Source organism: Devosia sp. J20-27, from assembly GCF_055808595.1.
This window is the reverse complement of sequence record NZ_CM147875.1, coordinates 3,111,866-3,136,370: the sequence shown is the minus strand read 5'-3', so window position 1 is coordinate 3,136,370 and position 24,505 is coordinate 3,111,866. Positions and strand designations below refer to the sequence as shown.

32 protein-coding genes are annotated in these 24,505 nt (G+C 64.1%); 14 read left to right on the top strand and 18 right to left on the bottom strand.

Features of this window, described 5'->3' with window-relative positions; translation table 11 throughout:
• Window position 1 precedes the first annotated feature (1 nt).
• The 3 genes from AC0L4C_RS15500 to AC0L4C_RS15490 form a co-directional block, all read right to left on the bottom strand.
• The gene (locus tag AC0L4C_RS15500; protein ID WP_473400602.1) at window positions 2–406 is read right to left on the bottom strand and encodes a DUF7674 family protein; all 405 of its coding nucleotides are present in this window, start codon (window positions 404–406) and stop codon (window positions 2–4) included.
• 6 nt (window positions 407–412) lie between these two features.
• A complete protein-coding gene (locus AC0L4C_RS15495; RefSeq protein WP_473400601.1) occupies window positions 413–1,888 on the bottom strand; it encodes an AMP nucleosidase in 1,476 nt (491 codons plus the stop codon).
• 340 nt (window positions 1,889–2,228) lie between these two features.
• The gene (locus AC0L4C_RS15490) at window positions 2,229–2,984 is read right to left on the bottom strand and encodes a DUF1176 domain-containing protein (protein WP_473400599.1); all 756 of its coding nucleotides are present in this window, start codon (window positions 2,982–2,984) and stop codon (window positions 2,229–2,231) included.
• Between the two features lie 161 nt (window positions 2,985–3,145).
• On the opposite strand from AC0L4C_RS15490, the gene AC0L4C_RS15485 reads away from it, so the two are divergent.
• Together AC0L4C_RS15485 and AC0L4C_RS15480 are read left to right on the top strand one after the other, a co-directional pair.
• On the top strand, window positions 3,146–3,730 hold the full coding sequence (locus tag AC0L4C_RS15485; protein ID WP_473400596.1) for a hypothetical protein: 585 nt from the start codon (window positions 3,146–3,148) through the stop codon (window positions 3,728–3,730).
• Window positions 3,731–3,771: 41 nt separating this feature from the next.
• Complete coding sequence (locus AC0L4C_RS15480) at window positions 3,772–4,263, top strand: DUF1993 domain-containing protein (protein WP_473400594.1); 492 nt, start codon at window positions 3,772–3,774, stop codon at window positions 4,261–4,263.
• A gap of 3 nt (window positions 4,264–4,266) precedes the next feature.
• On the opposite strand, the gene AC0L4C_RS15475 is transcribed toward AC0L4C_RS15480, so the two are convergent.
• Entirely contained in the window at window positions 4,267–4,923 is a 657-nt protein-coding gene (locus tag AC0L4C_RS15475; protein WP_473400592.1) for a sulfite oxidase-like oxidoreductase, read from the bottom strand.
• A 135-nt stretch (window positions 4,924–5,058) separates the two neighbouring features.
• Between AC0L4C_RS15475 and AC0L4C_RS15470 the strand changes: the two genes are divergently transcribed.
• Window positions 5,059–5,610 (top strand): DUF2076 domain-containing protein, encoded by a 552-nt coding sequence (locus AC0L4C_RS15470; RefSeq protein ID WP_473400590.1) that lies wholly within the window; start codon window positions 5,059–5,061, stop codon window positions 5,608–5,610.
• Between the two features lie 6 nt (window positions 5,611–5,616).
• Here AC0L4C_RS15470 and AC0L4C_RS15465 read toward each other — a convergent pair whose 3' ends face one another.
• Entirely contained in the window at window positions 5,617–6,066 is a 450-nt protein-coding gene (locus AC0L4C_RS15465) for a cell wall hydrolase (protein WP_473400588.1), read from the bottom strand.
• 186 nt (window positions 6,067–6,252) lie between these two features.
• Here AC0L4C_RS15465 and AC0L4C_RS15460 point away from each other — a divergent pair, with 186 nt between their 5' ends.
• On the top strand, window positions 6,253–6,576 hold the full coding sequence (locus AC0L4C_RS15460) for a hypothetical protein (protein WP_473400586.1): 324 nt from the start codon (window positions 6,253–6,255) through the stop codon (window positions 6,574–6,576).
• Here the strand turns inward: AC0L4C_RS15460 and AC0L4C_RS15455 are convergent.
• The 3 genes from AC0L4C_RS15455 to AC0L4C_RS15445 are packed head-to-tail and all read right to left on the bottom strand — an operon-like array spanning window position 6,566 to window position 7,961.
• The gene (locus AC0L4C_RS15455; protein ID WP_473403532.1) at window positions 6,566–7,153 is read right to left on the bottom strand and encodes a 5'-methylthioadenosine/S-adenosylhomocysteine nucleosidase; all 588 of its coding nucleotides are present in this window, start codon (window positions 7,151–7,153) and stop codon (window positions 6,566–6,568) included. The two genes, AC0L4C_RS15460 and AC0L4C_RS15455, sit on opposite strands and share 11 nt — an antisense overlap.
• Window positions 7,154–7,173: 20 nt before the next feature.
• The gene (locus AC0L4C_RS15450) at window positions 7,174–7,503 is read right to left on the bottom strand and encodes a DUF4180 domain-containing protein (RefSeq protein WP_473400585.1); all 330 of its coding nucleotides are present in this window, start codon (window positions 7,501–7,503) and stop codon (window positions 7,174–7,176) included.
• Window positions 7,503–7,961 (bottom strand): L-2-amino-thiazoline-4-carboxylic acid hydrolase, encoded by a 459-nt coding sequence (locus AC0L4C_RS15445; protein WP_473400584.1) that lies wholly within the window; start codon window positions 7,959–7,961, stop codon window positions 7,503–7,505. Before AC0L4C_RS15445 ends, AC0L4C_RS15450 begins: the two co-directional genes overlap by 1 nt.
• 104 nt (window positions 7,962–8,065) lie before the next feature.
• On the opposite strand from AC0L4C_RS15445, the gene AC0L4C_RS15440 reads away from it, so the two are divergent.
• Complete coding sequence (locus tag AC0L4C_RS15440; protein ID WP_473400583.1) at window positions 8,066–8,212, top strand: hypothetical protein; 147 nt, start codon at window positions 8,066–8,068, stop codon at window positions 8,210–8,212.
• Between the two features lie 48 nt (window positions 8,213–8,260).
• On the opposite strand, the gene msrA is transcribed toward AC0L4C_RS15440, so the two are convergent.
• Together msrA and AC0L4C_RS15430 are read right to left on the bottom strand one after the other, a co-directional pair.
• Entirely contained in the window at window positions 8,261–8,785 is a 525-nt protein-coding gene (msrA, locus tag AC0L4C_RS15435; protein ID WP_473400581.1) for a peptide-methionine (S)-S-oxide reductase MsrA, read from the bottom strand.
• Between the two features lie 95 nt (window positions 8,786–8,880).
• Window positions 8,881–9,072 carry a hypothetical protein gene (locus tag AC0L4C_RS15430; RefSeq protein ID WP_473400579.1) on the bottom strand — a complete coding sequence of 64 codons (192 nt, stop codon included), beginning with the start codon at window positions 9,070–9,072 and terminating at the stop codon, window positions 8,881–8,883.
• A 181-nt stretch (window positions 9,073–9,253) separates the two neighbouring features.
• Here AC0L4C_RS15430 and AC0L4C_RS15425 point away from each other — a divergent pair, with 181 nt between their 5' ends.
• Together AC0L4C_RS15425 and AC0L4C_RS15420 are read left to right on the top strand one after the other, a co-directional pair.
• The gene (locus tag AC0L4C_RS15425; protein WP_473400578.1) at window positions 9,254–9,730 is read left to right on the top strand and encodes a hypothetical protein; all 477 of its coding nucleotides are present in this window, start codon (window positions 9,254–9,256) and stop codon (window positions 9,728–9,730) included.
• 104 nt (window positions 9,731–9,834) lie between these two features.
• Window positions 9,835–10,683: an SDR family NAD(P)-dependent oxidoreductase gene (locus AC0L4C_RS15420; RefSeq protein WP_473400576.1), complete on the top strand. Its 849-nt coding sequence runs from the start codon at window positions 9,835–9,837 to the stop codon at window positions 10,681–10,683.
• 1,138 nt (window positions 10,684–11,821) lie between these two features.
• Here the strand turns inward: AC0L4C_RS15420 and AC0L4C_RS15415 are convergent.
• The 3 genes from AC0L4C_RS15415 to AC0L4C_RS15405 all read right to left on the bottom strand — a co-directional run bounded on the left by AC0L4C_RS15415 (window position 11,822) and on the right by AC0L4C_RS15405 (window position 13,752).
• On the bottom strand, window positions 11,822–12,376 hold the full coding sequence (locus AC0L4C_RS15415) for a DsbA family protein (protein WP_473400574.1): 555 nt from the start codon (window positions 12,374–12,376) through the stop codon (window positions 11,822–11,824).
• Between the two features lie 46 nt (window positions 12,377–12,422).
• On the bottom strand, window positions 12,423–13,259 hold the full coding sequence (locus AC0L4C_RS15410) for an aldo/keto reductase (RefSeq protein WP_473400573.1): 837 nt from the start codon (window positions 13,257–13,259) through the stop codon (window positions 12,423–12,425).
• A 100-nt stretch (window positions 13,260–13,359) separates the two neighbouring features.
• The gene (locus AC0L4C_RS15405) at window positions 13,360–13,752 is read right to left on the bottom strand and encodes a GFA family protein (protein ID WP_473400572.1); all 393 of its coding nucleotides are present in this window, start codon (window positions 13,750–13,752) and stop codon (window positions 13,360–13,362) included.
• A 331-nt stretch (window positions 13,753–14,083) separates the two neighbouring features.
• On the opposite strand from AC0L4C_RS15405, the gene AC0L4C_RS15400 reads away from it, so the two are divergent.
• Complete coding sequence (locus AC0L4C_RS15400) at window positions 14,084–14,392, top strand: GIY-YIG nuclease family protein (RefSeq protein WP_473403531.1); 309 nt, start codon at window positions 14,084–14,086, stop codon at window positions 14,390–14,392.
• Between the two features lie 354 nt (window positions 14,393–14,746).
• Here AC0L4C_RS15400 and AC0L4C_RS15395 read toward each other — a convergent pair whose 3' ends face one another.
• Window positions 14,747–14,956 (bottom strand): hypothetical protein, encoded by a 210-nt coding sequence (locus AC0L4C_RS15395; protein WP_473400571.1) that lies wholly within the window; start codon window positions 14,954–14,956, stop codon window positions 14,747–14,749.
• Here AC0L4C_RS15395 and AC0L4C_RS15390 point away from each other — a divergent pair.
• Window positions 14,943–15,272 carry a hypothetical protein gene (locus AC0L4C_RS15390; RefSeq protein ID WP_473400570.1) on the top strand — a complete coding sequence of 110 codons (330 nt, stop codon included), beginning with the start codon at window positions 14,943–14,945 and terminating at the stop codon, window positions 15,270–15,272. The genes AC0L4C_RS15395 and AC0L4C_RS15390 overlap by 14 nt on opposite strands.
• A 210-nt stretch (window positions 15,273–15,482) precedes the next feature.
• Here AC0L4C_RS15390 and AC0L4C_RS15385 read toward each other — a convergent pair whose 3' ends face one another.
• Together AC0L4C_RS15385 and AC0L4C_RS15380 are read right to left on the bottom strand one after the other, a co-directional pair.
• Window positions 15,483–15,908 (bottom strand): ImmA/IrrE family metallo-endopeptidase, encoded by a 426-nt coding sequence (locus AC0L4C_RS15385; protein ID WP_473400569.1) that lies wholly within the window; start codon window positions 15,906–15,908, stop codon window positions 15,483–15,485.
• Between the two features lie 251 nt (window positions 15,909–16,159).
• On the bottom strand, window positions 16,160–19,858 hold the full coding sequence (locus AC0L4C_RS15380) for a vitamin B12-dependent ribonucleotide reductase (RefSeq protein WP_473400568.1): 3,699 nt from the start codon (window positions 19,856–19,858) through the stop codon (window positions 16,160–16,162).
• 674 nt (window positions 19,859–20,532) lie between these two features.
• On the opposite strand from AC0L4C_RS15380, the gene AC0L4C_RS15375 reads away from it, so the two are divergent.
• Together AC0L4C_RS15375 and AC0L4C_RS15370 are read left to right on the top strand one after the other, a co-directional pair.
• Window positions 20,533–20,940, top strand: coding sequence for an NADH:ubiquinone oxidoreductase subunit NDUFA12 (locus AC0L4C_RS15375; RefSeq protein WP_473400567.1), 408 nt, complete (start codon window positions 20,533–20,535; stop codon window positions 20,938–20,940).
• 8 nt (window positions 20,941–20,948) lie between these two features.
• Window positions 20,949–21,386, top strand: coding sequence for a DUF2155 domain-containing protein (locus AC0L4C_RS15370; RefSeq protein ID WP_473400566.1), 438 nt, complete (start codon window positions 20,949–20,951; stop codon window positions 21,384–21,386).
• Here the strand turns inward: AC0L4C_RS15370 and AC0L4C_RS15365 are convergent.
• Complete coding sequence (locus AC0L4C_RS15365; protein WP_473400565.1) at window positions 21,383–22,081, bottom strand: SH3 domain-containing protein; 699 nt, start codon at window positions 22,079–22,081, stop codon at window positions 21,383–21,385. The two genes, AC0L4C_RS15370 and AC0L4C_RS15365, sit on opposite strands and share 4 nt — an antisense overlap.
• A 286-nt stretch (window positions 22,082–22,367) precedes the next feature.
• On the opposite strand from AC0L4C_RS15365, the gene AC0L4C_RS15360 reads away from it, so the two are divergent.
• Genes AC0L4C_RS15360 through AC0L4C_RS15350 form a run of 3 tightly spaced genes read left to right on the top strand, consistent with a single transcriptional unit; the run spans window position 22,368 to window position 23,820 of the window.
• Window positions 22,368–22,709: an ArsR/SmtB family transcription factor gene (locus AC0L4C_RS15360; protein ID WP_473400564.1), complete on the top strand. Its 342-nt coding sequence runs from the start codon at window positions 22,368–22,370 to the stop codon at window positions 22,707–22,709.
• Window positions 22,710–22,731: 22 nt separating this feature from the next.
• On the top strand, window positions 22,732–23,319 hold the full coding sequence (locus AC0L4C_RS15355) for an SRPBCC family protein (RefSeq protein WP_473400563.1): 588 nt from the start codon (window positions 22,732–22,734) through the stop codon (window positions 23,317–23,319).
• A gap of 3 nt (window positions 23,320–23,322) precedes the next feature.
• Window positions 23,323–23,820 (top strand): GyrI-like domain-containing protein, encoded by a 498-nt coding sequence (locus AC0L4C_RS15350; RefSeq protein WP_473400562.1) that lies wholly within the window; start codon window positions 23,323–23,325, stop codon window positions 23,818–23,820.
• Here the strand turns inward: AC0L4C_RS15350 and aat are convergent.
• A complete protein-coding gene (gene aat, locus AC0L4C_RS15345) occupies window positions 23,804–24,451 on the bottom strand; it encodes a leucyl/phenylalanyl-tRNA--protein transferase (RefSeq protein ID WP_473400561.1) in 648 nt (215 codons plus the stop codon). The two genes, AC0L4C_RS15350 and aat, sit on opposite strands and share 17 nt — an antisense overlap.
• Window positions 24,452–24,505 lie beyond the last annotated feature (54 nt).

The window sequence follows — 24,505 nt, the reverse complement described above, 5'->3', positions numbered from 1 at the left end:
CCTATGCCGATCGCGGTAGTCCCAGCCGGTCGAGGTAAGGATAGTGCCAGCCGTCGAAGAAGCGCAGGCTTCTGGGGCCCATGTGTCGGCGGCTGGCGTGCCCTTGATCGGTGCACGAGATGTTCTCAAGAAAGCAGGTGAGCAGGGCATTCGCGACCGGATCGGCGTCCTTCGGATCAGCGGCTGCGATCACCTCAACTACCCGAAAGAGTTCGATCACTACCGGGCTGTCGTAGGTGACTATGGCGTCGCGGAAATAGTCGGTGAACTCCGAGCAGACCCGGTGCGGCGTCAGCGTGGTATCGAGTGGATAGGCGCATGACCCGAGGAAGCTAGGAAAGAGCTGCACGAGCCAGTCGTGCAATTCACTCCCGGTTCTTGGCAGCATGGAACGGTCGTCGGCCATGGCGGCCTACTGGAACGCCGTTTCCGCAAAGCTCCGCAGCTTGCGCGAGTGCAGCCGCTCGGGCGGCTGGTCGCGGAGGATTTCCATGGCGCGCAGGCCGATCTGGAAGTGCCGGTTCACCTGGGTGCGATAGAAGTCCGAGGCCATGCCCGGCAGCTTAAGTTCCCCGTGCAAGGGCTTGTCGGACACACACAAAAGCGTTCCGTACGGCACGCGGAAACGGAAGCCGTTGGCGGCGATGGTTGCCGATTCCATGTCGAGGGCTACGGCACGGCTCTGGCTGAGCTGGCGGGTGATCTCGGTCTGGTCGCGCAACTCCCAGTTGCGGTTGTCGAAGGTCGCCACGGTACCAGTGCGCATGATGCGCTTGGTCTCGATACCCTCGGTCTGGGTGACTTCGGCGACGGCCTTTTCCAGCGCTACCTGCACTTCGGCCAGCGCCGGAATGGGCACTGTCACCGGCAGATCGGCGTCGAGCACATGGTCTTCGCGCAGATAGGCGTGGGCGAGGACGTAGTCGCCCAGTTCCTGCGAATTGCGCAGGCCGGCGCAGTGGCCGAGCATGATCCAGGCATGCGGGCGCAGCACGGCGATATGGTCGGTGGCGGTCTTGGCGTTGGACGGGCCGACGCCGATATTGACGATGGTGATGCCGCGGTTGCGTGGCATGGTCAGATGCAGCGCTGGCATCTGCGGCGTGCGGGTCGCCCTGGTGCCGGTGGTGCCGCCGCCTAGCCGCTTGTTGCGGGTGATGAATCCCCCGGGCTCGACGAAGCTTTCATAGGCCGGGTGGCCGTCTTCCATGAACTTTTCGGCGACGCGGGCGAATTCGTCCATGTAGAAGCCGTAGTTGGTGAAGATCACGAAATTCTGGAAGTGATCGGCCTCTGTGCCGGTGTAGTGGCTGAGCCGCTGCAGCGAGTAGTCGACGCGTGGCGCGGTGAAATGCGCCAGCGGGTAGGGGCCGCCCGGCGGCGGCACGAAGGTGCCGTTGGCGATCTCGTCATCGGTATCGGCCAGATCCGGCACGTCGAACAGGTCGCGCAGCGGGATCGGCAGGGCATTGATGGCCTCGCCATCGATGCGCTCGGTCGGGGGCAGGGCGAAATGCAGCGGAATGCGGGTGGTCGACTCGCCGACCTCGATGGCGCCGCCATGATTGTCGAGAATGACCTGGAAATTGTCGATCAGGTAGGTCTTGAAGAGCTCGGGCGAGGTGATCGTGGTGCGGTAGAGCCCGGGCGTATGCAGGTAGCCATAGGGCAGCGTGCTGTCGGTCTTGCCATAGCTGCGCGAGGTCACCTGAACCTCGGGATAGAAGGCCCGGACGCGCCCCTTGGGGACGTGCCCCTTGGTCAGATTGAGCAGTTGCTCGCGGATGAAGCCGGTGTTTCGGGTATAGATTTCAGCGACATAGTCCCAAGCCGCCTGCGGGTCGGTGAAGGCTTTCTGGGGCAGGGCCCTGGGTGTGATGATGTCCATTATGTTCTCTTTGCACTGCCTGCTGCGGAGCGGCGACCGGGGCGCGGGAAATTACTCCTGCCAATCGGCTTGCCCTGGAGCATGGCCTTGCGGGACTCTCTTAGGGACTTCGCCGACATTCGGCAACACGCGCGTTCACCAATCAGTGAGGGCCACTTCTCCCGCCACAAATCGCCCCCATCTTACACTCAGTTCGCTGGATCACTGCAAACGACCCATGCACCGGTGAACCGCAAGGAGTTCCTGCCGCTGCCCCCAAGCCCTCAACAGTGCGGCGGGACCTTCTTCAGGCCGCAGTGCTGGCAACAGCACTGCGGTCTTTCTTTTTCCGGGGCCGCGATCACTCGACCGCGCCGTTCTCGCCCTCCAGATCCGGCCAGGCCGGCGGCGTGACGAGCTTGAGCGGCTTGTCGACGGGGGCCGAATAGTCGGCGAGTTCGACGAGGTTCTCCTCGCCGTCATAGGAGGCATCCACCGCATAGGATTCCAGCCGGAAGCCCGGCCCGTCCTGCACCCAGATGCCGAGCGAAGAGGCATCGCAGAGGCCGCGCCAGCAGGAGCGGGCGGTGATGCGGCCGGTCGCCGGATCGAACCAGGAGTTGACGAGGATCTGCATCGCCTCGACGCCGGTGACGGCGATGGAGGCGAGCGGGCTGTCGGAATTGTCCTTGTCGACCAGCTCGGCGGCGAAGGTCGGCGCCGCGAAGCTGAGTGGACGCAGACCGAAATCGCTGTCCCAGGCCATGTAGACGTGCTGCTGGTTGTAGGCGCCGGCGCCGCAGAAGAAGCGGTAGAGCTTGAGCTGGTGGTCCGTGTCACCAGCCTCGTCATAGGCGTTGCGATAGCTGAGATCGTAGCTTACGGGCGGCGAGAACTCGGCGCCGCTTTCGATGCCCCAGCCGCAGGGTTCGGCAAAGCTGAGCGCAAAGATGCGGGCGACCAGCGCATCATCCGGCGGCGTCTCGCCCGTGGTCGAGAACGGTTCACCATCAGCGCCGGGCGCGAAACTGTCGTATGGCCCGGCCGGGGCGTCCTGCGCCAGCGCGGGGAGTGCGAATAGGCCGAGAGCAAGGCAGGTGACGAGCAGACGCGGCATGAGGTCCTCCGGTAGGGTTGCTTGCCCAATCGGAGGGCAAGTCTGCGAACATGGCAAGACATGAGACGCCCGCCAGCGGCAAAGCCTTGGGTGCAGCACGCCAAATCGCGCTTCCATCGTAGCTTGCCGATGCTATGCTGCCGGCAAAGAGGGAGATCGGCATGATCAAACGCGTGCTGACAGCGCTGGCAGCCATCGGCCTTTGCGGTACGGCACTCGCCGCCGAGGTCATCGATTCGCGCTTCGAGGTCGACTACACGCACAATGGCACCAGCATCAGCCAGGTCGGCACCATCGTGCCCAACCTGCCCGAGTCCGCCTGCTATTACTGGTACCTGCAGTTCGATCCGTCGAGCACGTCCGAACTGACGCTGATCGAAACACTTCAGTTACCAGTGCCGCTCGAAGCCTGGAAGGACTATCGGAACGATCCGGCCTCCGAGATGCAGATCAGCGCCGACGCCAGGAGTGCCGTCGTGACCCTGAAGCTGACACCGGACTCGGACGGCTGGACCTCGCACGGCTGGTGCGTTGCGGCGGGCGATCCGCTGGGCGAGCACCATATCGGGGTAAGCCTCGATGGCGTGATGGTCGGCGACTGGACGTTCCAGGTCGTCGCGCCGGAAGAGTTCGAGTTCGAGCCGGGTGGTTCGGCTGAACCCCAGTCCAGACAACCCGACCCTGCAGCTTTGCCGCCGGCGTTTCAGCCGTCTCCGACGGCACGCGATGTCAACCAGAGCTGGTAACACCTTCCAACCGCCCGCCACGGGCACACCCAGAGGCAAGAATGACGATCTCGATGTACACCGCCACGGTGGCCACATTCACGCGCATGCTCACCAATCTCGACCGCATCCTTGAAAAAGCCGAGGCCAATGCGACCGAACGCAAGATCGGGCCCGAAGTGCTCGCAGCGTCTCGCCTGGCCCCGGACATGCACCCTTTGGCGTTCCAGGTGCAGAGCGCCACGGACCGCGCCAAGTTCGCGCTGTCGCGCATCACCGGACGCGACGCGCCGTCATGGCCCGACGAGGAAAAGACGCTGCCAGACCTGCGTTCGCGCATTCGCAAGGCGCTGGACTACGTCGCCGGCTTTTCAGAAGCCGACGTGAACGGGCTTGAGGACCAGGTGATCAAGGTACGCGATGCCGAGGTGGTGGCGCAGAGCTATCTGTTCGACAACGTCTATCCGAACTTCTATTTCCACGTGACCACCGCGTTCGACATCCTGCGCCACAATGGCGTGCCGATCGGCAAGCGCGACTTCACCGGCGCCTGAGGCTCAGGAGTAGCGCTCCTCGGTCCACGGATCGCCGTGATTGTGATAGCCCCGGACTTCCCAGAAGCCGGGGTGATCATGATCGGCAAACTCGATCTTGCGCAGCCACTTGGCGCTCTTCCAGAAATAGAGGTGCGGCACGACGAGCCGCACAGGCCCGCCATGATCCACGGGGATGGGCGAGCCCTCCCAGCTATGGGCAACGAGCGCTTCCGGGCTGGCAAAGTCGGCCAGCGCCAGATTGGTGGTGTAGCCGTCATTGCTGGTCAGCAGGACGTGGGTGACCGTGCTCTGCGGCTGCACGGCCTCAAGGAGGTCGTGGGTGGTGACGCCCTGCCAGTGGTTGTCGTAGCGCGACCAGCTGGTGACGCAGTGAATGTCGGAGGTCTTTTCCGTCTGCGGCTGGGCCATGTAGTTCTCCCAGGTCCAAGTCTGTGGCCTGTCGACCAGCCCGACAATGTCGAGACGCCAGACGTCCCGGGGAACATTGGGCGTCTGGCCGAGGTCGAGGATCGGCCAGTTCTTGACCAGATGCTGGCCCGGCGGCAGCCGCGCATCCTCCGGTCGGGAGGTGAGGCCGGTGATGAACTTGCCCAGTTCCGCCCAGCGGGACTTGGTCTTCGTCAGCTTGCTGTCGGGTGGGGGAAGGTCGTCAGCCATGAAATGCCTCGTCTTCGCAATGACTGTGAGAATGAACCAGCCAGCGGCGCTGTCAACGCGCTATTGTCATGACCGGCATCGGTTCCCATGTCTTGTACGTTCGCGTCCCAAAGGGCGCTGGCAAGGAGAGGAACCATGCTGAACGCTGACGACCGCCGGGCCATTGAAGGTCTGTTCTCACGCATTGCCGATGTCGAACGCCGCACGCCGGATCGCGATCCCGATGCCGAGCAACTGATTGCCCGGGAGATCGCCCGGCAGCCGGGCGCGCCCTACTATATGGCGCAGACAGTGCTGGTGCAGGAGCATGCCCTCGAGGTTGCCGACACCCGCATTCGCGAACTGGAGCGTCAGCTCGAGGAGGCCAACAGCCGGACGCGGGCCGATACGTCGCGCCCGCGCGGCCCCTGGGATCGCGACGACCGCTCAGGAGAGCCGTCCCGTAGCGGCCGTAGCCTGGGTGGCGGCGGCTTTCTGGCCGGCGCGGCGCAGACCGCAATGGGTGTTGCCGGTGGCGTCTTGCTCGGCAGTGCGATCGGCAGCATGTTTGGCGGTGGCGCGGCGCATGCGGCCGAAACGCCCCCGGAGCCGGCGCCTCAACCCGAGGCAGACGCCACGGATGATGGCGGCGATGGGGATTTCGGTGGTGACGGCTTCGACGGCTTTGACATGGGCGGCGACTTCTGACGCCCGTCAGTACTTCTCGTAGAACTCGTTCCCGCCGGCCTCGAGCACGTAGTGCATGTTGTTGTAGGGGAAGCGCAGGCCCGCCGTGTGGAAGTGACGGGCATCGCGGACCCCGGGATGACGCGCGCCGTGCAGGACCTGCTCGGCGACGCTGGCAGCGAGGGCCTTTGAGCGCCCTTCCTTCATCGGCTTGAACATCACGCCGGGGGCGAACTGGTTCTTCTGCCCGACAACGCCGCACACTGTCTTGGGATACTCCCGGTCGGCGACGCGGTTCATCACCACCGTACCGACCGCCAGCATGCCTTCGGCACTCGAGCGATTGGATTCGAAATACATGACGCGCGTCATGCAGTCCTTCGGCGACAGCGCGCCGAACGGCGAGAACATGGCACAGCCCGATACGGAAACAGCCAGGGCAAGGCCCGCGGCGGAAAGCCTGATAGCGCCGAACACGGCACACTCCAGTACGCAATACAAAAAAGGAGGCGGACCTCTCGACCCGCTTTCTTAAGCATGAAGCCATTCCGTTAAGGGTGTGTTAGCCGCATTGCCGCGGCGGCTCGACCGTCATCCCGACCGGGGGACCTTGCGCCGCCGACGGCGCCCCCCAATATGCAAGAGCACATCAGGGCAATTCACGTGTTCGACAAGAATTTCAGACGGCTCAACCGGCAGTTCGACCGGATTTCCCGCAGCATACCGATTTCGCGGGGATTTCTGGAATGGGTCCGTCGGCCCGCGTCACGCATCCTGCGCATCCCGCTCGGGCTGTTGCTGGTCCTCGGCGGCATCTTCAGCTTCCTGCCGGTGCTCGGCATCTGGATGCTGCCGCTGGGGCTGCTGCTGCTGGCGCTCGATCTGCCGTTTCTGCAGGGGCCGCTGAACAATCTGATCCTGCGCGGCCAGCGCTGGTGGGCCAAACGCCGCCGCGAGCGCAAGCTGCGCCGCCGCTCTAAGGAATGAGGTCGTCCTTGACGGCGGCCTCGAGCAGGTCGACGGCCGCCGCGAGGTTCTCGTCGACGACATGCAGATAGTGCGTCCAGTCGGTCAGGGTCCGCACCTCGGCCCGGCCGTCGGAAATGCCGCGCAGGGCCACCAGCGGCACATTGAAGCGCTGGCAGGCCCGCAGCACGGCATAGGTCTCCATATCGACCATGTCGGCAGCAATGGTGCGGTACGTCGCGCCCGACACGATGTCGCCACCGGTCGAAAGGCTGGCCTGCTCGATGCCGGGCACGGGATGGCCAAGCGGCAGGCTGGCCGGCAGGCCGAGAAACGGCGTGACGCCCGGCTCGAAGCCGAGGGCCGAGGCGTCCATGTCGCGCCACGAGACGCTCGACGCCTGATAGACCTTGCCCTGTTCCAGACGGCTCGATCCGGCAGACCCCAGCGACACCACCAGATGCGGCAGGCGGCCGGCGGCGAGCAGTTCTGCGAGTTGGGCAGCCACGGTGACGGCGGCCTCGACAGGGCCCACACCGGTCATCAGCGGGTTGATGCGGGCCTGCAGGTGCGGGCCATACTCCTGCGAAGCAGCCATCACATAGAGAATATCCAGCGTCACGGCTTCGCCTCCAACTGGGTGAGGGTGTCGACAAAGAGGACGTCGCCGCGCCGGTTGCACACCCGCACGTAGTCCCGGAGCGCGTCGCTGGCCGCGATCTGGGCAGTCAGGTCGCCGACAAAGGCCGGGCGAACGTGGTAGTTCGCCAGCTTCTGAATGAACAGACCGGCCAGCTGGGTCTTCAGCTGCCAGAATTCGGGGGCCATGCGACCGACCGGAATGGCCAAGGTGTCGCAATCGGCGCCGTAGAGCTGTCCGAGCAGATCGACGGCATCAGCCTCGCTGGCCAGCAGCGGACCATCGGCAGGAAGGGCTATGAGCTTCATCAGGCGGTCTTGGGTGTCTTGACGTGATAGCAGAAATTGCAGTGTCCATCGCCTGCCATGCAGGTCTTGGTGCGTTCGAGGGTGAGACCGAGTTCGTCGGCCATGGCGAAATCGCCGTCACAGATCAGCAGTTGCCCGAGGTCGCGCGCACCGATGCTGTCCATGAAGCTCGCATAGTCGCAATGCGTGACTTCGTTGCGGAGCAGCGTGTCACTTTCCTCGACGGTCTCGAACTCGTAGCGCACCCCTTCGCCGAAGCCCGCGAATTCCGACTTGAGTGTCGGGATATCGAGCAATGACCCGCGTTTGGCGACCATGGCCCGGTTGGACGCATCAAGCGCCTGGCGCACCAGAGCATGCGCCTTGTCGCGCCCCAGCTCGGCCTCAAGGGCGCGGACGATGGGAACCTGGGCCTGGACGGCGAGGGTGATGCGTTCGAACGGTGTGAGACGGGGCATGGGCCTAGGCTAGCGCGCCAGACGCCTTGTCTCAAGAAAACGTTAGGGTGACACTCCAACGGGGCGTACCCTGACGGCGCGCACCCCGCGCGCAGGAAAAGCATATGCCAGTCGATCACCCCGACAAGCCGCAAGAGCCGCAACCCGCCACCTATGGCCGAACGATCAAGACCGTCGTCGGCTTCGTCATCGTTCTGGTATTGTTGCTGGTCCTGGTGCCCTTGCTCGACATCCCAGGCTTCATGGCCTGACGGTCCTCGGGTACGGGGAGAAGGCGGGTCTGAGCCCGCCTCCGGTCCCTATTCGGCGGCGACGCTGCTTTCGCCTCGGCGCGGCAGCACCCAGTTGGGACGCACGAAGTGGCAGGTATAGCCGCCGGGATGCTTGATCAGGTAGTCCTGATGCTCCCTTTCGGCCTCCCAGAAGGGGCCGGCAGCCGCCAGTTCCGTCACCACCTTGCCCGGCCAGAGCTTTGACGCGTCGACGTCGGCAATGGTCTCCTCGGCGACGCGCTTCTGCTCGTCGGAGGTGTAAAAGATCGCCGAGCGGTAGCTGAGGCCCACATCGTTGCCCTGACGATTCTTGGTCGTCGGGTCATGGATCTGGAAGAAGAATTCAAGGATCTTGCGGAAGCTGGTCGTGTCGGGATCGAAGATGATCTCGACGGCCTCGGCATGGGTGCCGTGGTTGCGATAGGTGGCGTTGGCAACATCGCCACCGGAATAGCCGACTCGGGTGGAGATGACGCCGGGCTGGCGCCGGATCAGGTCCTGCGCTCCCCAGAAGCAGCCGCCTGCCAGAACGGCGCGCTCGGTTGAAGCCATATTGTCCTCCGGATGTGGTGAAGTCTGCCGCTAATATAAGAAGCGGCAGACCGGGACGCTATGGCTGGTGATAGTCACATGCCGGTGAAGGCCGCTCAGTCGAGCGGCGGCACCTCGCGGGTAGGCGGGGTAGGGCCCGGATTGAGCAGCGGATCACGCGACAGTGGCATGCCGGGCAACTGGCCCTCCGACGGCACCTCGGCGGGGGCCTCGGTTTCCGGGACATCCGGCATCACCTCGCCGGGCTTCTTGTCGGCGGGCTTGAGCGGCGTGTGCGGGTCGGTCATGGCGCTTTTCTCCTTTGGACTTTGAGGCCAACGCCCGGGAAGCCCCATCGTTCCGGGGGGCGGGATGCTTAACCACGTGTGAACACTGCGCACAGGGTGAGTTCAATCGGCCGCGCTCATAGTCGCGTCATCAACGAGGCGACTGGCCCAGTCAGCGCCCACACACAGAAGGAAAATGACGATGAAAACGTTCTCGATCCTTGCAGTGGTGGCGACGGTTGCTGCCCTATCCGGTGTTTCACAGGTCGCGGCCGGTCCTGGCGACTTTGCCCCTGGCGGCGGCGGTGGTGGAGGCGGTTGTGGTCTGTGCGGACCCGGCGGCTTTGCTCCGAACCCGGGCGGCGGCGGTGGTGGTGGCGGCGGTAGCCAGACCAGCCCCGGCGACCCGTTCATGCCGGGCTTTGCCGAAGGCTGCGACACCCGTATGGGCAAGCTCCGCCCGGTGCAGAGCTCCCAGGTACGCGGCGTCGATGCTGGCGACGACGTCGACGTCGTGGAAGTCTGCGCCGAGGACCTGCAGCCCAACATCGCCCAGCTGCGGCCACACATCGCCGCCAACGACGTGCTCGACGAGCACCTCGACCGCACAGGCTTTGACGCGGGAAATGTCGTCGGCATCAAGGTCCGCGGTGCGTCGGTGGTGCTTTTCGTCCGCTAGGCGCCATAACAGGCGAGGCGGGTCCCGATGGGGCCCGCCCTGTCATTGCGTCCCCGGGGATGGCCGACTAGCGTGCGGCTCGAGGCGAACGAGGAGCAGCACAGATGGCCGAGGCATTCACCAAGGGCGGCGTAGCCGTGATCACCGGCGGCGCCAGCGGCATCGGGCGCGCTGCGGCGCGCCAGGCGGCGGCAGCCGGCATGAAGCTGGCACTGGTCGACGTCAACGCCGGCAAGCTCGCCGCCATCGAGACCGAACTCGCGGCGGTTGTGGGCGCGGCGAATATTTTGACAGCCCAGACCGATGTGGCCGACTTCGCCGCCATGCAGCAACTGGCCGGCGAGGTTGCGGCGCGGCTGGGGCGGGTGACGCTGCTGATGAACAATGCTGCCGCCTTTGTCGGCGGCGGACCGGGCGGCATTCTCGACGACAATGCCAACTGGCAGCGGGTGTTTGCCGTCAATGTCATGGGACCGGTCAATGGCGTGCAGGCCTTCCTGCCGGGCATGCTGGAAGCCGGCAGGCCGGCAGCGATCGTCAACACCGGTTCCAAGCAGGGGCTGACCAATCCGCCCGGCAATCCTGCCTACAACACCTCCAAGGCGGCGGTGAACGCCTATACCCAGAACCTGGCGCGCGACCTGCGCGAGCGGCCCGGCTGCACGGTGACGGCACATCTGCTGATCCCGGGCTGGACCACCACCGGCGACGCTCAGCCCAACCCGTCGGCCTGGATGCCCGAGCAGGTGATCGACTTCATGCAGGCGGCGATGGCGCGGGACGGGTTCTTCATCCTCTGCCCGGACAACGAGACCAGCGCCGCCACCGACCACAAGCGCATCTACTGGAATGCGCTGGACATCATCCTCGACCGCCCGGCGCTGTCGCGCTGGCACCCGGACCACAAGGCAGCCTTCGCGGCCTTTCTGGAGCACGACCTCAAGCTCGACTGAGGCGCGGTCGTCGCGGCGAGGTTGCCTCGCGCGATGACGCCGGGTTCGCGTCGCACGCCGAAACCCCGGCCGGCGTCACCGCCTCCGGTTGTGATGGTAGTCGCGAACAACGGCGGAGCAGAGCCCGTCGATGGTTCGAATGCCGGACGCGGGTAGGAGCGCCCGGCTGGAGCTCGGCTCCGCCGTTGCCACCTGGATTTTAGGCGTGCACCGGAAAGGATCAGGGCATTTGCGGATCGCCCCTCCGCCGCAGGGTCGCCGTCTCGACCGGACCTCGCTCTTCGCGTTTCTCCAGTCCGACCCCTTTGAGCGAACACGACAGACGTCCGCCCGCGGCAACAAATTAAGGCGGCAGGTCACCTGGGCCTGCACACCCTCCCCGGCTTGGCCTGATCCGGACCGACATCCGGACCACCCGGCCTCGTCCCCCCAATCACTCGTCATGATCTCGCGTTTCGGGGCGGCGATGGGGAAGTGTAATGCGGTGTGATAGCGCGGGGATAAGTCTGTCAGCCGTCTGAACGGATTTGCTGCAGGATGAACGGCAGATGGCAGGGATTTGGAGTGCACTTGGCACACGTAGATCTTCCGGTTTCCTTCTCCCCTTGCGGGAGAAGGTGGCGCGCAGCGCCGGATGAGGGGTGTTGCCTCCACAACGTCGGCGCTTGCAGGGAGTGATGAGCTGTTGCCCTGCCACGACCCCTCATCCGCCCTTCGGGCACCTTCTCCCGCAAGGGGAGAAGGGAAGGAGGAAGGACCAGGTCGGGCACGCGGTTGAGCCGGTGCGGAAGTTGTTGAGCGGCGCTTGCAGTCGTCACCCGCCCCCTTTGCGGGGAGGGATCAAGGGTGGGGGGAGCGGCACGAGCGGGGCTCTCAAACCCCCTCCCCAACCCTCCCCGCAAGGGGGAGGGTGGACGGACTGAGATACCGTGGGCAGGACACATCGATCTCCCTGATTCCTTCTCCCCTTGCGGGAGAAGGTGGCGCGCAGCGCCGGATGAGGGGTAGGCAACACGTGGTGGCGTCGCGGCTCCAGACGACGTGAGGAGCTGTGGCCTTGCCAGAACCCCTCATCCGCCCTTCGGGCACCTTCTCCCGCAAGGGGAGAAGGGAGTGAGTACGGCCCCGGGCGAAAACCTCAGACGAGTTTCTTCAGCCAGTCGGAGACGGCGTCGCCGCTGCTCATGTCGGGCTGGAACAGGCCGTCGATCATGAAGCTGGGGGAGACGTGGATGCCGTTCTGGCGGGCGTAGCGGGTGTCCCAGCGCACCGCCTTGTCGAGGCCGACGAGGTTGAAGGCCTCCATCAGCTCGAGGCCGGTATAGCCTTCGATGCGGCGGATCAGATCGTCGGGCGAGGCGCCGCGATTGGGGCCGGTGGCGTGGTGCTCGAACTCGAATTCCGGGATGCGGGTGCTGACGGCGGCATAGACGGCCTTGGCCGCTTCCTTGCCGGCCGGCAGGGTGGCCGCGGCGAAGATGGTGCGCACGATGACGCCCGAGAACATGTGCCAGGGCTGCGATTGCATGCGGATCTTGAGCGTCAGCTTGTCCTCGCCGGCCTCGGCCAGCAACTGGTCGAGCTTGGCGAAGGCGCGCGCCGAATAGGGGCAGGTGGGCTCGAGAAAAGCCTCGAAAATCCGGGGGCCGTGGCCCCAGACGAGCGGGTCGACGTGGAATGCGGGAGTGGACATGGCGGGCCTCGAAAAACGGATGCAGGACGGTTTGGGTGGGAAGGGTTCAGAACTCTTCGTGCGTGGCCGGATCGGCATCGAACAGCCGGCCATCGGCCCGGGTCATGCCGGCGATGACGCGCATGTCGGTGGCGTCGAGCTCGAAGCCCTCGACATCGAGGTTCTCCAGTCGGCGGCCGCTATTGGCCGATTTCGGAATGGGCAGCGTGCCCAGCTGCAGGTGCCAGCGCAGCACGATCTGCGCCGGGCTGCGGCTGTATTTGGCGGCAAGACCGGTGATCGCCGCGTCGCTGAACAGGTCCGAGCCCTTGCCCAGCGGACACCAGGCCTGGGTGACGATGCCATGCGACGTGTCGGCGGCGCGCTGCGTCTCCTGGCTGAAATAGGGATGCAGCTCGACCTGGTTGACGCTGGGCGCCACGCCGGTCTTTTCGACCAGCAGGTCGAGATGGGCAGGCAGGAAGTTGGAGACGCCGATCGAGCGCACCAGACCGCGTTCGCGCGCTGCGATCAGCCCTTCCCAGGCCTCGACGAAGAGGCCCTGGTTGGGGTTGGGCCAGTGGATGAGATAGAGATCGATATAATCGAGCCCGGTCCGCAGCACCGATTCCTCGATGGCGGTGATCGCCGCCGCCTTCTTGTGATGACGCCCCGGCAGCTTCGAGGTGACGCGGATCTCCGCGCGCGGCACGCCCGAGCTGCGCACGGCATGGCCCACGGCGCCTTCGTTCTCGTAGTTCACCGCCGAGTCGAGCAGCCGATACCCCTCGTCGAGCGCCGCCGCCATGGCCTTCGCGCCCTCGACGCCGCGCAGGGCATAGGTGCCCAGGCCGATGGCGGGCAGGGTGGTTCCGTCGTTCAGGGTGTGGTCGGTGAGCGCCAAGTCATGTCCTCCAAAGCTGTTTTGCCGGTGTTGGAGCATTGTTTGGCGGCAGGCGGTATTGGACGATTGGACCATGCCGGGGCGCGCCGCAGCGGCGCGGTCAGTCTTCGGCGCGACCGCTGCCGTCGCGATTGTGCGCATGGCGATGCGCCAGCGGGAAGGGCGGCAGCCAGGCTTCGCGGCGCACGGTCCAGCACTCGTAGGTCGGCATCAGTTGGTCAGGGGCGTCGAGGGCGCCCAGATGCAGCTCGATCTCGTCGCCCGAGCGGGCAAACACCGACGAGCCGCAGCGCGGACAGAAATGCCGCCCGGCAAAGCTCTGCGTCTCGCCGCTGATCTCCACCGCCTGCTGCGGGAAGATGGCGGCGGCAAAGAACAGCGCCCCGTGATGCTTGCGGCAATCAAGACAGTGACAGAGCCCGACGCGGTCGGGCGCACCGGTGGCGATAATGCGGACGTCTCCGCAGAGGCAGCCGCCGGGGTAGGTTGGCATGGTGGGGCTCCGGGGTGTGAGTTGTCAGCGAGCGGGTACTGCCGGCATAGAGCGCTGCGCCCGCCAACGCAGATTAGGTCCTCATGGTGAGCTTGTCGAACCAGGAGGGCCGGGAACTCGGTGCGCCCGCCTCGTCCTTCGACAGGCTCAGGATAAGGCTCGGAGGGGGTAGCGTGAGGCTCGGTGGGACAAGAGGGCGCGAAGGGGCAGGTGATGCTGCGGGACAAATATGCATCAGACGCAGTCCCAAAATGCCCGCACCGGAGAGGCCCCGCAGGGTGAGCTTGTCGAACCATGGGGCCGGGCGCACCATGGCTCTATGGACGATGAACTGCACCTCTGGATCTACATGCTGCGTTGCGCGGACGGGTCCTATTACGTGGGCAGCACCAAGCGCGCGCCCGAGGAGCGGACCTGGGAGCACAATCAGGGTTTCGTGCCGGGCTATACCCATGGCCGCCGCCCCGTGGAACTGGTCTATGCCGAATACTACGAGCGCCTGCTGGAGGGCTTTGCGCGCGAACGGCAGCTCAAGGGCTGGTCGCGGGCCAAGAAAGAGGCGCTAATGGCGCAGGACTGGCAAGGTCTGGCATTGCTGGCGCGGCGGCGGAACCGTGGACCAGCCCAGCCCTCATCATGAGCCTCCACGCTGTGCACGCTCCACTCGCTCGCCCTCGTGGTTCGACAGGCTCACCATGAGGCCTTTGGGGGAGCGGTGGTTTGCTGAGAGGTCTGCTTTCAGCGACACACCACAGCCTGGGTCCCCTTGAGGACCTCATGGTGAGCTTCGTCGAACCATGTGGGCCGGGGACCGGTGTGCCCGCCTCGTCCTTCGACAGGCTCAGGATGAGGCTGGGAGGGGCAGGGTGAGGCTGCGGGCAAGTGCCAGACGCAGTGGCAAAACCCACGATGCCAGAGAGGTCCTCATGAGCTCCGTCGAACCACGAGGGCCGTTCGGGCCGACGTTAGCAAGTACAACTTTCCCTTTACGCAATCAGATGGCCACGCAATGATGCGCGTGGGGGAACATTATCATGCGTTTATCAATATTGATCATCGGAATTTGTGTGGTTTCACTGTCCGCATGCGCGAGCAGTTCGGTAACCAAGCTGTCGCGCAACAGAGTGCTGGTGTCGACTTCTGCGGCACCTGTTTGCCATACGACCGGTGCAACGAGTGTGGCTAACCAGATGGCGGCGATCACCACACTCAAGGGTGGTTACGAGCGCTTCATCGTCGTCGGCATCGGGAGCGCCAACAACACGCGCGTTGTCAGCACAGGGCCCACCTACGCCAATACAACCGGATCGTTCAATCGCATGGGGAGCAGCGTCTATGGCTCGACGCACACCACCTACGGCGGACAAATGACCTACGTGGCCGGCAGCAACAATGCGGAAATGGAGTTGGTCATGCTCAATCGCGGCGATCCCGGCTACGACGAGGGAATTGACGCCAAGGACACGCTCGGTCCTGACTGGCAGAAAAAGCTCGATAAAGGCATCAACAACTGTTTCTAGCGCACGCCTGTCTCAGTGGACCTCATGGTGAGCTTGTCGAACCACGAGGGCCGGGGATCGGGTTTGCCCGCCTCGTCCTTCGACAGGCTCAGGATGAGGCTCGGAGGGGCAGGGTGAGGAACAGATGCGAATCGGACCTAGTGGCAATGAGCATGGCACCAGCGAGGACCTCATGGTGAGCTCGTCGAACCACGGGAGGAGCGACTTATATCAGTCGCGGCGACCGCAATCGTCGCAGACTGTCGTGGTGCCGTGGATCCGCATGCGCATTGAATTGCAGTTGCTGCACTGATCCCCTGAGTAATTTCTGTATCTTTTGTCCATTAGTAGCTCGCGGCGCCGAACAGTTACGACTTGCTCGCCGACTAGCGCCAAAGTCGCAACGCCGTATTCATCCATGTGTGAAAGTTTCAATAGTACGCTGTCAGGTAAGAGAAGTGCAGAAGCAAACCAGTTTGCCTGCTGTTCCGCAGAGTCGGGCGGGTCCAAAAAGTTGAGGTTCTTTTCCAGCCCCCTTGAGAACGCGTGAACTTGATCTCGATGGAGAAGTAGGTGACCTATTTCGTGTGCCAGCACCAAACGAGCGTGTGGTTCCTGAGCTAGAGCTGCATTCCAAATATATTGCTGAACGCACATTGTACCTGAGCCAAAGTCTACCCAAGCATCAGGCTCTGCGAAATCATCCGAAACGATCTCGAGACGGATCTCGCGCCCATTTTTCGAGAGGGTTGGCAGGACTGACCGAGTTCAGCAAATGGACGATGTCGATCCTGCTCCCAGTCAGAAGATGAGAGTTGGCGGCTCTCCAAGAGTCCGCCAACTCAACGATATCTTCACGATAGCGCCGGAGCACTTTGAAGTCATCGCCAACTGCCATCTAACGAATCTCAGGAGCAGCCTGTTGTGGTTCCGCAGTCCTCGCAAACCATGCAGTGGCCAGACACCTTCATGCGCATGGAGTTGCAATTGCTGCACTGGTCGCCCGTATATCCTTGCATCTGCGCCTGGGTGCGGAGTTGGGCCGGATTCTGCGAAGGCGGAGGCGATGGTATGGGCTCCAGTTCACCAGCATTGAATGCTGCAGGTGCAAATTCTGTCTTGAGCGCCGTCGAGGCCTTCAGCGCCGTGACGGTGGAGGTCTGCATCGACTGCACCGGGTTGAACCCCTGGGCGTTGAGGCCGCCGGGGACCAGCATCAGGTTCTGGTCCTTGACCTTGCCGCGGGTCATGCCGCGCGACACCAGCTGCTGCGCCGGGACCGGGGCAGGGCGGGCGCCTTCGCCATCCTTGCTCAGGGCCGTGGGGCTGTCCGGATTGACATGCGCCAGATCCTCGCGGTCGAGATAGGAGACGGCGAGCTCGCGGAAGATGTAGTCGAGGATCGAGGTGGCATTCTTGATCCGGTCGTTGCCCAGCACCATGCCGGCCGGCTCGAAGCGGGTGAAGGTGAAGGCCTCGACATATTCCTCGAGCGGCACGCCATATTGCAGGCCCAGCGAGATGGCGATGGCGAAATTGTTCATCATGGCGCGGAAGGCAGCGCCTTCCTTGTGCATGTCGATGAAGATCTCGCCCAGCCGCCCGTCGTCGAACTCGCCGGTCCGCAGATAGACCTTGTGGCCGCCGATATTGGCCTTCTGGGTATAGCCCTTGCGGCGGTTGGGCAGCTTGTCGCGCTCGCGGCTCTGCACCACGCGCTCGACGATGCGCTCGACGATCTTTTCGGCCACGTGCGGCACGCGGGCGTCGGCATTCATCGCCGCCAGCTGCTCGACGGCGTCGTCTTCGTCCTCGTCGTCGACTTCCGAGAGGATCGAGGAATTCAGCGGCTGGCTGAGCTTGGAGCCGTCGCGGTAGAGCGCGTTGGCCTTGAGCGCCAGGCGCCAGGACAGCATGTAGCTTTCCTTGCAGTCCTCGACGGTGGCGTCGTTGGGCATGTTGATGGTTTTCGAGATGGCGCCCGAGATGAACGGCTGCGCCGCGGCCATCATCAGGATGTGGCTGTCGACCGAGAGATAACGCTTGCCGATCTTGCCGCACGGGGTGGCGCAATCGAATACCGGCAGATGCTCGTCCTTGATGAACGGCGCGCCTTCCAGCGTCATGGCGCCGCAGACATGGATATTGGCGGCCTCGATGTCCTTTTTGGAGAAGCCGAGGAAGGGCAGCAACTCGAACGAGATATCGTTGAGCTGTTCGGCGGTGACGCCGAGCGACTTCAGGAAGTCGGCGCCCAGCGTCCACTGGTTGAACACGAACTTGATGTCGAAGGCCGAGCCCAGCGCCTTGTTGAGCGCCTCGATCTTGTCGTCGGTAAAGCCCTTGGCGCGCAGCGTCGAGGGATTGATCCCCGGCGCCTGGTTCAGATTGCCATGGCCGACCGCATAGGCCTCCATCTCGGCGATCTGGCTTTCCGAATAGCCCAGGGTGCGCAGGGCCGGCGGCACCGCGCGGTTGATGATCTTGAAGTAGCCGCCACCGGCGAGCTTCTTGAACTTGACCAGCGCGAAGTCCGGCTCGATGCCGGTGGTGTCGCAATCCATGACGAGGCCGATGGTGCCGGTCGGCGCGATCACCGAGACCTGCGCGTTGCGGTAGCCGTGCTTTTCACCGGCGGCAACGGCATCGTCCCACACCGACTGAGCGCGTGCCGCCAGCGGCGCGTCGCTGAGATTGCCGAGGTCGAGCGGCACCGGCGCAATCGAGAGGCCCTCGTAGCCGGTGGCATTGCCATGAGCGGCGTTGCGATGGTTGCGCATGACGCGCAGCATATGCTTGGCGTTGCGCTTGTAGTCGGCGAAGGGCCCGAGTTCCTTGGACATTTCGGCCGAGGTCAGGTAGCTGGTGCCGGTCATCACTGCCGTGATAGCGCCGGCAATGGCGCGGCCCTCGGCCGAGTTATAGGGAATGCCCGAGGTCATCAGCAGGCCGCCGATATTGGCGTAGCCGATGCCCAGCGTGCGGTATTCGAAAGAGCGCTCGGCGATCGCCTTGGACGGGAACTGCGCCATCATCACCGAGATTTCCAGCACCACCGTCCACAGACGGCAGGTGTGCTCGAAGGCGGCGACGTCGAAACTGCCGTCGGCCTGGCGGTAGGGCAGCAGGTTCACCGATGCCAGGTTGCAGGCGGTGTCATCGAGGAACATGTATTCCGAGCAGGGGTTCGACGCATTGATCGGACCGGCCTCGGGGCTGGTGTGCCACTCGTTGATGGTGGTGTGATACTGGATGCCGGGATCGGCCGACGCCCAGGCGGCATAGCCCACCTGTTCCCACAGGTCCCTGGCCTTGAGCGTCTTGGTGACCTTGCCATCCTTGCGGGCGGTCAGGTTCCAGTCGCCATCGGTTTCGACGGCCTTGAGGAAATCGTCGGTGACGCGCACCGAATTGTTCGAGTTCTGGCCCGAAACGGTCAGATAGGCCTCGGAATCCCAGTCGGTATCGTAGATCGGGAATTCGAGATCGGTATAGCCCTGCCTGGCGAACTGGATGACGCGGAAGATGTAGTTCTCCGGCACCAGCGCCTTCTTGGCGGCCCGCACCTCGCGCTTGAGCGCCGGGTTCTTGGCGACGTCGAAGCAGTCATCGCCATTGCCGTCGCAATTGACGGCGGCCTTCATGATCAGCTTGAGGTGCCGGGAGACGACCTTGGAGCCGGTGACCAGCGCCGCGACCTTCTGCTCTTCCTTGACCTTCCAGTTGATATATTCCTCGATATCGGGGTGATCGATGTCGATCACCACCATCTTGGCGGCGCGGCGTGTCGTGCCGCCCGACTTGATGGCGCCCGCCGCGCGGTCGCCGATCTTGAGAAAGCTCATCAGGCCCGACGAACGGCCGCCGCCCGAGAGCTTCTCGCCGCCGCCGCGCAGTTTCGAGAAATTGGTGCCGGTGCCCGAGCCATACTTGAACAGGCGGGCCTCGCGGACCCACAGGTCCATGATGCCGTTCTCGTTGACCAGGTCGTCATTGACCGACTGGATGAAGCAGGCATGCGGCTGCGGATGCTCGTAGGCTGAGGCCGACGAGGTCAGCTGCTTGGTGAAGGGGTCGACATAGAAGTGACCCTGGCCGGGACCGTCGATGCCATAGGCCCAGTGCAGGCCGGTGTTGAACCACTGCGGCGAGTTCGGCGCCACGCGCTGCGTCGCCAGCATGTAGCAGAGCTCGTCGAAGAAGGCGCGGGCGTCCTCCTCGGTCTTGAAGTAGCCGCCCTTCCAGCCCCAGTAGGTCCAGGTGCCGGCCAGGCGGTCGAACACCTGACGGCTGTCGATCTCCGAACCGTAGCGCTCCGTTTCGGGCAGCTTGGCCAGGGCCTTCTCGTCGGGGACCGAGCGCCACAGCCAGGACGGCACCGAATTCTCTTCAACCTTCTTGAGGGCCCTGGCCACGCCCGCCTTGCGGAAATATTTCTGCGCGATGATGTCGGCCGCAACCTGACTCCAGGTCGCGGGGACCTGGATGTCCTCGAGCTTGAAAACCACCGAGCCGTCCGGGTTGCGAATCTCGCTCGTGGTCGAGCGGAATTCGATGCCGGCATAGGCGCTCTGGTTGGCTTTCGTGTAGCGACGTTCAATGCGCATTCTAGTAGAATTCCCCAAATAACAGGGACGCACAAAACGTCCCGTGAGCCGTACCGCACGGCTTCTGGCCTCAGTCTGACAAATGTCCAACCTGTGCCCCGATGGTGTCCGGTCTCGAATGCCGGATTGCCGTATCGGGGGCTTTCGTCGCGTCCGCCGTCAAAACCTTGGCGCAACCCGTAAATGGTTGGCCTCTCCCGCCGAGTCGGTCAATGCCGGGTCTTTGCCGCAGCACACTACCGGTAGTGTTTTGCGGGGCTTCCAAAGGCTAAATGCAGTATCTCATATGTGGATTGCGGGGAAAAGTGTGAAGTGCGATTCGACCGCCCGATTGGTCAATTTTCAGCGACGCAGACCTCGAAACCGCTGCTGCTCTTGCCGCTAAACATCGGAGAATCTGCCACTCTTTTGCCGTCTTCAGATCGCGTACGAAGATGAAGCGACGCCGCTAAGGCAGGTCGGAAAATGCGGGGGAAAGCTGTCAAGCGCATTATTTCGGTCACAAATGTGATCACCAAATGCGGTCCCTTGGCAGGCGCCGGACCACAACCTGTAGCAGGCGCTGCTGTTGCGCGTTTTGACTAGGCTCCGATCGCCGCCCGTGTTAGAGCCAAGAACATTCAGACGGGCGTCCTGCGCCCCGAACTCCGAGCGACGACAAGGCCCTGGGCGCGATGAAAGACTTCCTTCTCGAGATATTCACATGGTGGCGCGGCAACACCTGGGGCACGCGGCTCTGGACCTGGATGCACGGCGTCTATGTGGGCTCGGACGAGGCGGGCAATCGCTATTTCCGCTCCAGGAAGCCGACCGGTCCCAATGGCCGCGAACGCCGGATGGTGGTCTATGCCGGCGGCTATGCCGAGGCCTCCGCCATTCCGCCGGGCTGGCATGGCTGGATGCACTATCGTTCCGACTCGCCGCCGAGCGACATCAAGTACGTGGCCCGCGAATGGGAAAAACCGCACCAGCCCAACCTGACCGGCACGCCGCTGGCCTATCGCCCCGATGGCAGCCTGCTCAACACGGGCGAGCGCCCGCGGGTCACTGGCGACTACGACGCCTGGTCACCCGAACAATAGCCCATCGTATGATCCGTCAGATCGGAACCTTGGCGATCGCGCTGGCGATGCTCGGCATCACGCCGGCGCAGGCGGAAACGATCGCCAATCCGGTTGCGGCCTTTTCGGGCCTCGACAAGATCACCGGCCGCATCACCAATTTCGACGTCTATATCGATGAAACCGTGCAGTTCGGCGCCCTGCAGATCACGCCGCGCGCCTGCTACTCACGGCCGCCGACGGAGACGCAGCGTACGTCGGTGTTTCTGGAAGTCGACCAGGTCAGCCTGAAAGGCACGGTGACGCGGATCTTCACCGGCTGGATGTTCGCCGACAGTCCGGCGCTCAACGCCATCGATCACGCCGTCTATGATATCTGGCTGCTCGACTGCAAACAGAGCACTGACGTGCCACCGCCCGAAACCGCCAATCCGCCCGCCGACGCCGCTGCCGACACGCGCGGCTAGCGCGTCGTCGTCCGTACCCAGCCGGTCAGGCCATCCGGCATGATGACGCGCACCCAGCCCGGCCGCCGTTCGGCGACGCGCAGGGAGGTACCGGGTTCGATCATCACGATGGTGCGGGCGCGCATGGACGGGCTGGCGCGCAGCCGCAGCGACGCCAGCACGTCCTCGCTCTTCTGGCCGGCATCGGCCGACGCCTCGCGCACCGGAGCCTGCTTGCGCGGGGCAGGGGCATCGGCCTCAGACCCCAGATAGCTCGCGTAGACCCAGCCCGAGGCTCCATCCGTGCGCTGTACCCGGGCCCAGGAGCCGCTGCGCTCGAGCACCTCGACCTTTTCGTCGGGACGAAGAACGGAAACCGTCGGGTTACTTGTCGACGGACCTTCGCGCATATTGAGTGCAGTGCGGGCAGTGGTCAGTTCCCGTGGCCCGGTCGGCGTCACTTCGGCCTCCTCGACCTCCGCCACGGCGGCATCGGCATCGGGAGTTGCCAGAGGTGCGGTATCCGGCACCACGGTCGGCTCGGCGGTCGCGACTGGAGTGGGTGTCAGAATCTTGACGGGTGGAGGAGACACCGCATTGTCGAGATAGCGCGTCAATTCGGGGGATGTGGACAGGGCGCGTGTCGCGCCGACTTCGGCATCGCCGCCCGGAATGAGCATGAGCGCCACGAGACCGCCGCCGAGGACCACCGTCACAGATCCAAGTCCAAATCGTCTACCGGGTCGCATGCGTCCTCCTACCAGTCCATCCGCCGCCGCCAGCGGAGCACCTCCTGCTCACTGTCCAGAGCCCTCACGATAGACCGCAGGGCCTACCGACACACCCTTGCGTGAGTAAACTCTGGGTGAGTTGATCAAATGCCGCACTCTGCAGGTATGTTCCATGTCGCCGGATCGCAAGGTTCGGGGCGCAGCACCATTGACACCGCGCACCGACGCATTGTATTTCACGCGTATGTTAAATAACGAATGTGTTAAATAGATGCCCGACCAGCTCAGTGCCACCTTTTCGGCCCTTGCCGACCCGACGCGGCGGGCCATCCTTGCCAGGCTCAGTCGCGGCGAGGCGTCTGTCAGCCAGCTCTGCCAGCCCTTCGCGATTTCCATGCCGGCCATCTCCCGCCACCTCAAGGTGCTCGAGCAGGCGGGACTGGTGACGCGCGGCCGCGACGCCCAGTTCCGGCCGGTGGCGCTCGACGCGGCTCCGCTCAGAGAGGTCGCCGGCTGGGTCGAGACCTACAGGACGTTCTGGGACAGGAGCTTTGACCGCATGGACACCTATCTGGCCGAGCTGCAGACGGCGGCTTCCGATGCCAAGAACTAGTCCGACCCCTGAGCAGCAGGACTTGGTCCTCGAGATCGAAAGGGTATTCGAAGCGCCACGCGAACTGGTCTGGCGCCTGTGGCGGGATCCCGAACACATGGTGCGCTGGCACGGCCCGGAAGGCTACTGGCTGACCCACTGCGAGATCGATTTTCGCGTCGGCGGCACCTGGCGGCGCTGCATGAGCAATGGACCCGATCACGCCCACTGGATCTCGGGAACCTATCTGGAGATCGACGAGCCCAGCCGGCTGCGCTTCACCTACATCAACGACTATGACGGCTTTGAGTCCGTCGTCACACTGGAGTTTCACACTGCCGGTGCCGGACGGACGCGCATGCTGTTCACGCAGACGCCGTTCATCAGCGCCGAGGAGCGCGACGGCCATGGATGGGGCTGGCGCAGCGGCTTTGACGTCTTCGACCGCTATGTGGCGCAGTTCATCGACGAGGACTGGCGGCCCAAGGGCCTGGCGCGCGTCGATGGCGTTGCCGAGGACATTCGCGCGGCCCGGGAGCGGGCCGAAGCCGACGCTTCAGCTGCGCCGGAGCGCCACGAGGCGCAGTCCCGGCCAAAGTCGGCCGGACTGCACATTGCAAGGAGGAAATAAAGTATGCTGACCCTGCCCAAGCCGCTGCAGCGCGAGCCGCAATCCTATGTCTTCGTCCCGTTCACCGTGCCGATGAGCCAGATGGACCGTCCGGCCAAGGAAGGCTTTCCAATTCTGTTCGCCTATCTGCAAAAGCACGGGCTGCAGGCGGCCGGCGCGCCGTTCTACAACTACCGGCGCATCGACATGAATGCGACGCTCGTTGTCGAGGCCGGTATCCCGGTGACTGGGGCGGCACCCGCCGACGGGCGGGTAGAGCCGGGGACCTTGCCGGGTGGCACATTCCTCGGGCTCAAGTGGCATGGACACTATGACGACCTGATGCCCGTCACGGCCGTCATGATCGGCTTTGCTAAGGAGACCGGACAGGCCTTCGACATGCACACCGAGGGAAGCAACGATCACTTTGCCTGCCGGCTGGAAATCTACGAGACCGAGCCCGACTGGGTGCGCGATCCGGCCGACTGGCTGACCCGGCTGGAATTCAAGCTGCGGGACTAGATCCGCGGTCGAGAGCGAAGAAGTCGCCTTCGTGCTGCAGCGCCTCGGCCAGGCGCAGCTCGTAGTCGGCACGCGGAATCTCCACCCCGCCGAAGGTCTTCAGGTGGGCGGTGACGAACTGCGTGTCGAGCAACCGATAGCCGCCGGCCCGCAGTCGCTCGACCAGATGCACGAGCGCCATCTTGCTGGCATTGGTGGCGCGATGGAACATCGACTCGCCAAAGAAGGCGGCGCCGATGGAGAGGCCGTAGAGGCCGCCGACCAGCGACTCGCCATCCCAGACCTCGACCGTGTGGCAGAGGCCGCGAACGAACAGCTGACCATAGATCTTCTTGATCGACGGATTGATCCAGGTGGTGTCGCGATCGGTGCCGTAATTGGCGCAGCCCTCGATGACGCCCATGAAGTCGGTGTCGACCCGGATCGTGTATGGACTAGATTTCAATGCCTTGCGCAGGCTTCTTGAGACGTGAAATGCGTCGAGCGGCATGATGCCACGCTCTTCCGGACTGACCCAGAAGACGTCCGTGGAACTGGCGTCCTCGGCCATCGGGAAGATGCCGACGCGATAGGCCCGGATGACGAGGTCGGGCGTCAGGTCGATATGGAAGGGATCGGTTTTTCGCGACATGACCCGGAAGGTGGCCGAGCGGCGCGCGCATTGCAACCGGCTTCGCTGCCGGCC

Bases quoted from the DNA above. Each gene is read 5' to 3' on its own strand.
- AC0L4C_RS15360 (WP_473400564.1), top strand. From the start codon at position 22,368: ATGCCCGACCAGCTCAGTGCCACCTTTTCGGCCCTTGCCGACCCGACG.
- AC0L4C_RS15385 (WP_473400569.1), bottom strand. From the start codon at position 15,908: ATGTGCGTTCAGCAATATATTTGGAATGCAGCTCTAGCTCAGGAACCA.
- AC0L4C_RS15450 (WP_473400585.1), bottom strand. From the start codon at position 7,503: ATGAAGCTCATAGCCCTTCCTGCCGATGGTCCGCTGCTGGCCAGCGAG.
- AC0L4C_RS15445 (WP_473400584.1), bottom strand. From the start codon at position 7,961: ATGCCCCGTCTCACACCGTTCGAACGCATCACCCTCGCCGTCCAGGCC.
- msrA (WP_473400581.1), bottom strand. From the start codon at position 8,785: ATGGCTTCAACCGAGCGCGCCGTTCTGGCAGGCGGCTGCTTCTGGGGA.
- AC0L4C_RS15430 (WP_473400579.1), bottom strand. From the start codon at position 9,072: ATGACCGACCCGCACACGCCGCTCAAGCCCGCCGACAAGAAGCCCGGC.
- AC0L4C_RS15350 (WP_473400562.1), top strand. From the start codon at position 23,323: ATGCTGACCCTGCCCAAGCCGCTGCAGCGCGAGCCGCAATCCTATGTC.
- AC0L4C_RS15415 (WP_473400574.1), bottom strand. From the start codon at position 12,376: ATGTCCACTCCCGCATTCCACGTCGACCCGCTCGTCTGGGGCCACGGC.
- AC0L4C_RS15500 (WP_473400602.1), bottom strand. From the start codon at position 406: ATGGCCGACGACCGTTCCATGCTGCCAAGAACCGGGAGTGAATTGCAC.
- AC0L4C_RS15405 (WP_473400572.1), bottom strand. From the start codon at position 13,752: ATGCCAACCTACCCCGGCGGCTGCCTCTGCGGAGACGTCCGCATTATC.
- aat (WP_473400561.1), bottom strand. From the start codon at position 24,451: ATGTCGCGAAAAACCGATCCCTTCCATATCGACCTGACGCCCGACCTC.
- AC0L4C_RS15440 (WP_473400583.1), top strand. From the start codon at position 8,066: ATGCCAGTCGATCACCCCGACAAGCCGCAAGAGCCGCAACCCGCCACC.
- AC0L4C_RS15420 (WP_473400576.1), top strand. From the start codon at position 9,835: ATGGCCGAGGCATTCACCAAGGGCGGCGTAGCCGTGATCACCGGCGGC.
- AC0L4C_RS15375 (WP_473400567.1), top strand. From the start codon at position 20,533: ATGAAAGACTTCCTTCTCGAGATATTCACATGGTGGCGCGGCAACACC.
- AC0L4C_RS15370 (WP_473400566.1), top strand. From the start codon at position 20,949: ATGATCCGTCAGATCGGAACCTTGGCGATCGCGCTGGCGATGCTCGGC.
- AC0L4C_RS15485 (WP_473400596.1), top strand. From the start codon at position 3,146: ATGATCAAACGCGTGCTGACAGCGCTGGCAGCCATCGGCCTTTGCGGT.
- AC0L4C_RS15480 (WP_473400594.1), top strand. From the start codon at position 3,772: ATGACGATCTCGATGTACACCGCCACGGTGGCCACATTCACGCGCATG.
- AC0L4C_RS15470 (WP_473400590.1), top strand. From the start codon at position 5,059: ATGCTGAACGCTGACGACCGCCGGGCCATTGAAGGTCTGTTCTCACGC.
- AC0L4C_RS15490 (WP_473400599.1), bottom strand. From the start codon at position 2,984: ATGCCGCGTCTGCTCGTCACCTGCCTTGCTCTCGGCCTATTCGCACTC.
- AC0L4C_RS15380 (WP_473400568.1), bottom strand. From the start codon at position 19,858: ATGCGCATTGAACGTCGCTACACGAAAGCCAACCAGAGCGCCTATGCC.
- AC0L4C_RS15425 (WP_473400578.1), top strand. From the start codon at position 9,254: ATGAAAACGTTCTCGATCCTTGCAGTGGTGGCGACGGTTGCTGCCCTA.
- AC0L4C_RS15495 (WP_473400601.1), bottom strand. From the start codon at position 1,888: ATGGACATCATCACACCCAGGGCCCTGCCCCAGAAAGCCTTCACCGAC.
- AC0L4C_RS15475 (WP_473400592.1), bottom strand. From the start codon at position 4,923: ATGGCTGACGACCTTCCCCCACCCGACAGCAAGCTGACGAAGACCAAG.
- AC0L4C_RS15390 (WP_473400570.1), top strand. From the start codon at position 14,943: ATGGCGGCGATCACCACACTCAAGGGTGGTTACGAGCGCTTCATCGTC.
- AC0L4C_RS15455 (WP_473403532.1), bottom strand. From the start codon at position 7,153: ATGGCTGCTTCGCAGGAGTATGGCCCGCACCTGCAGGCCCGCATCAAC.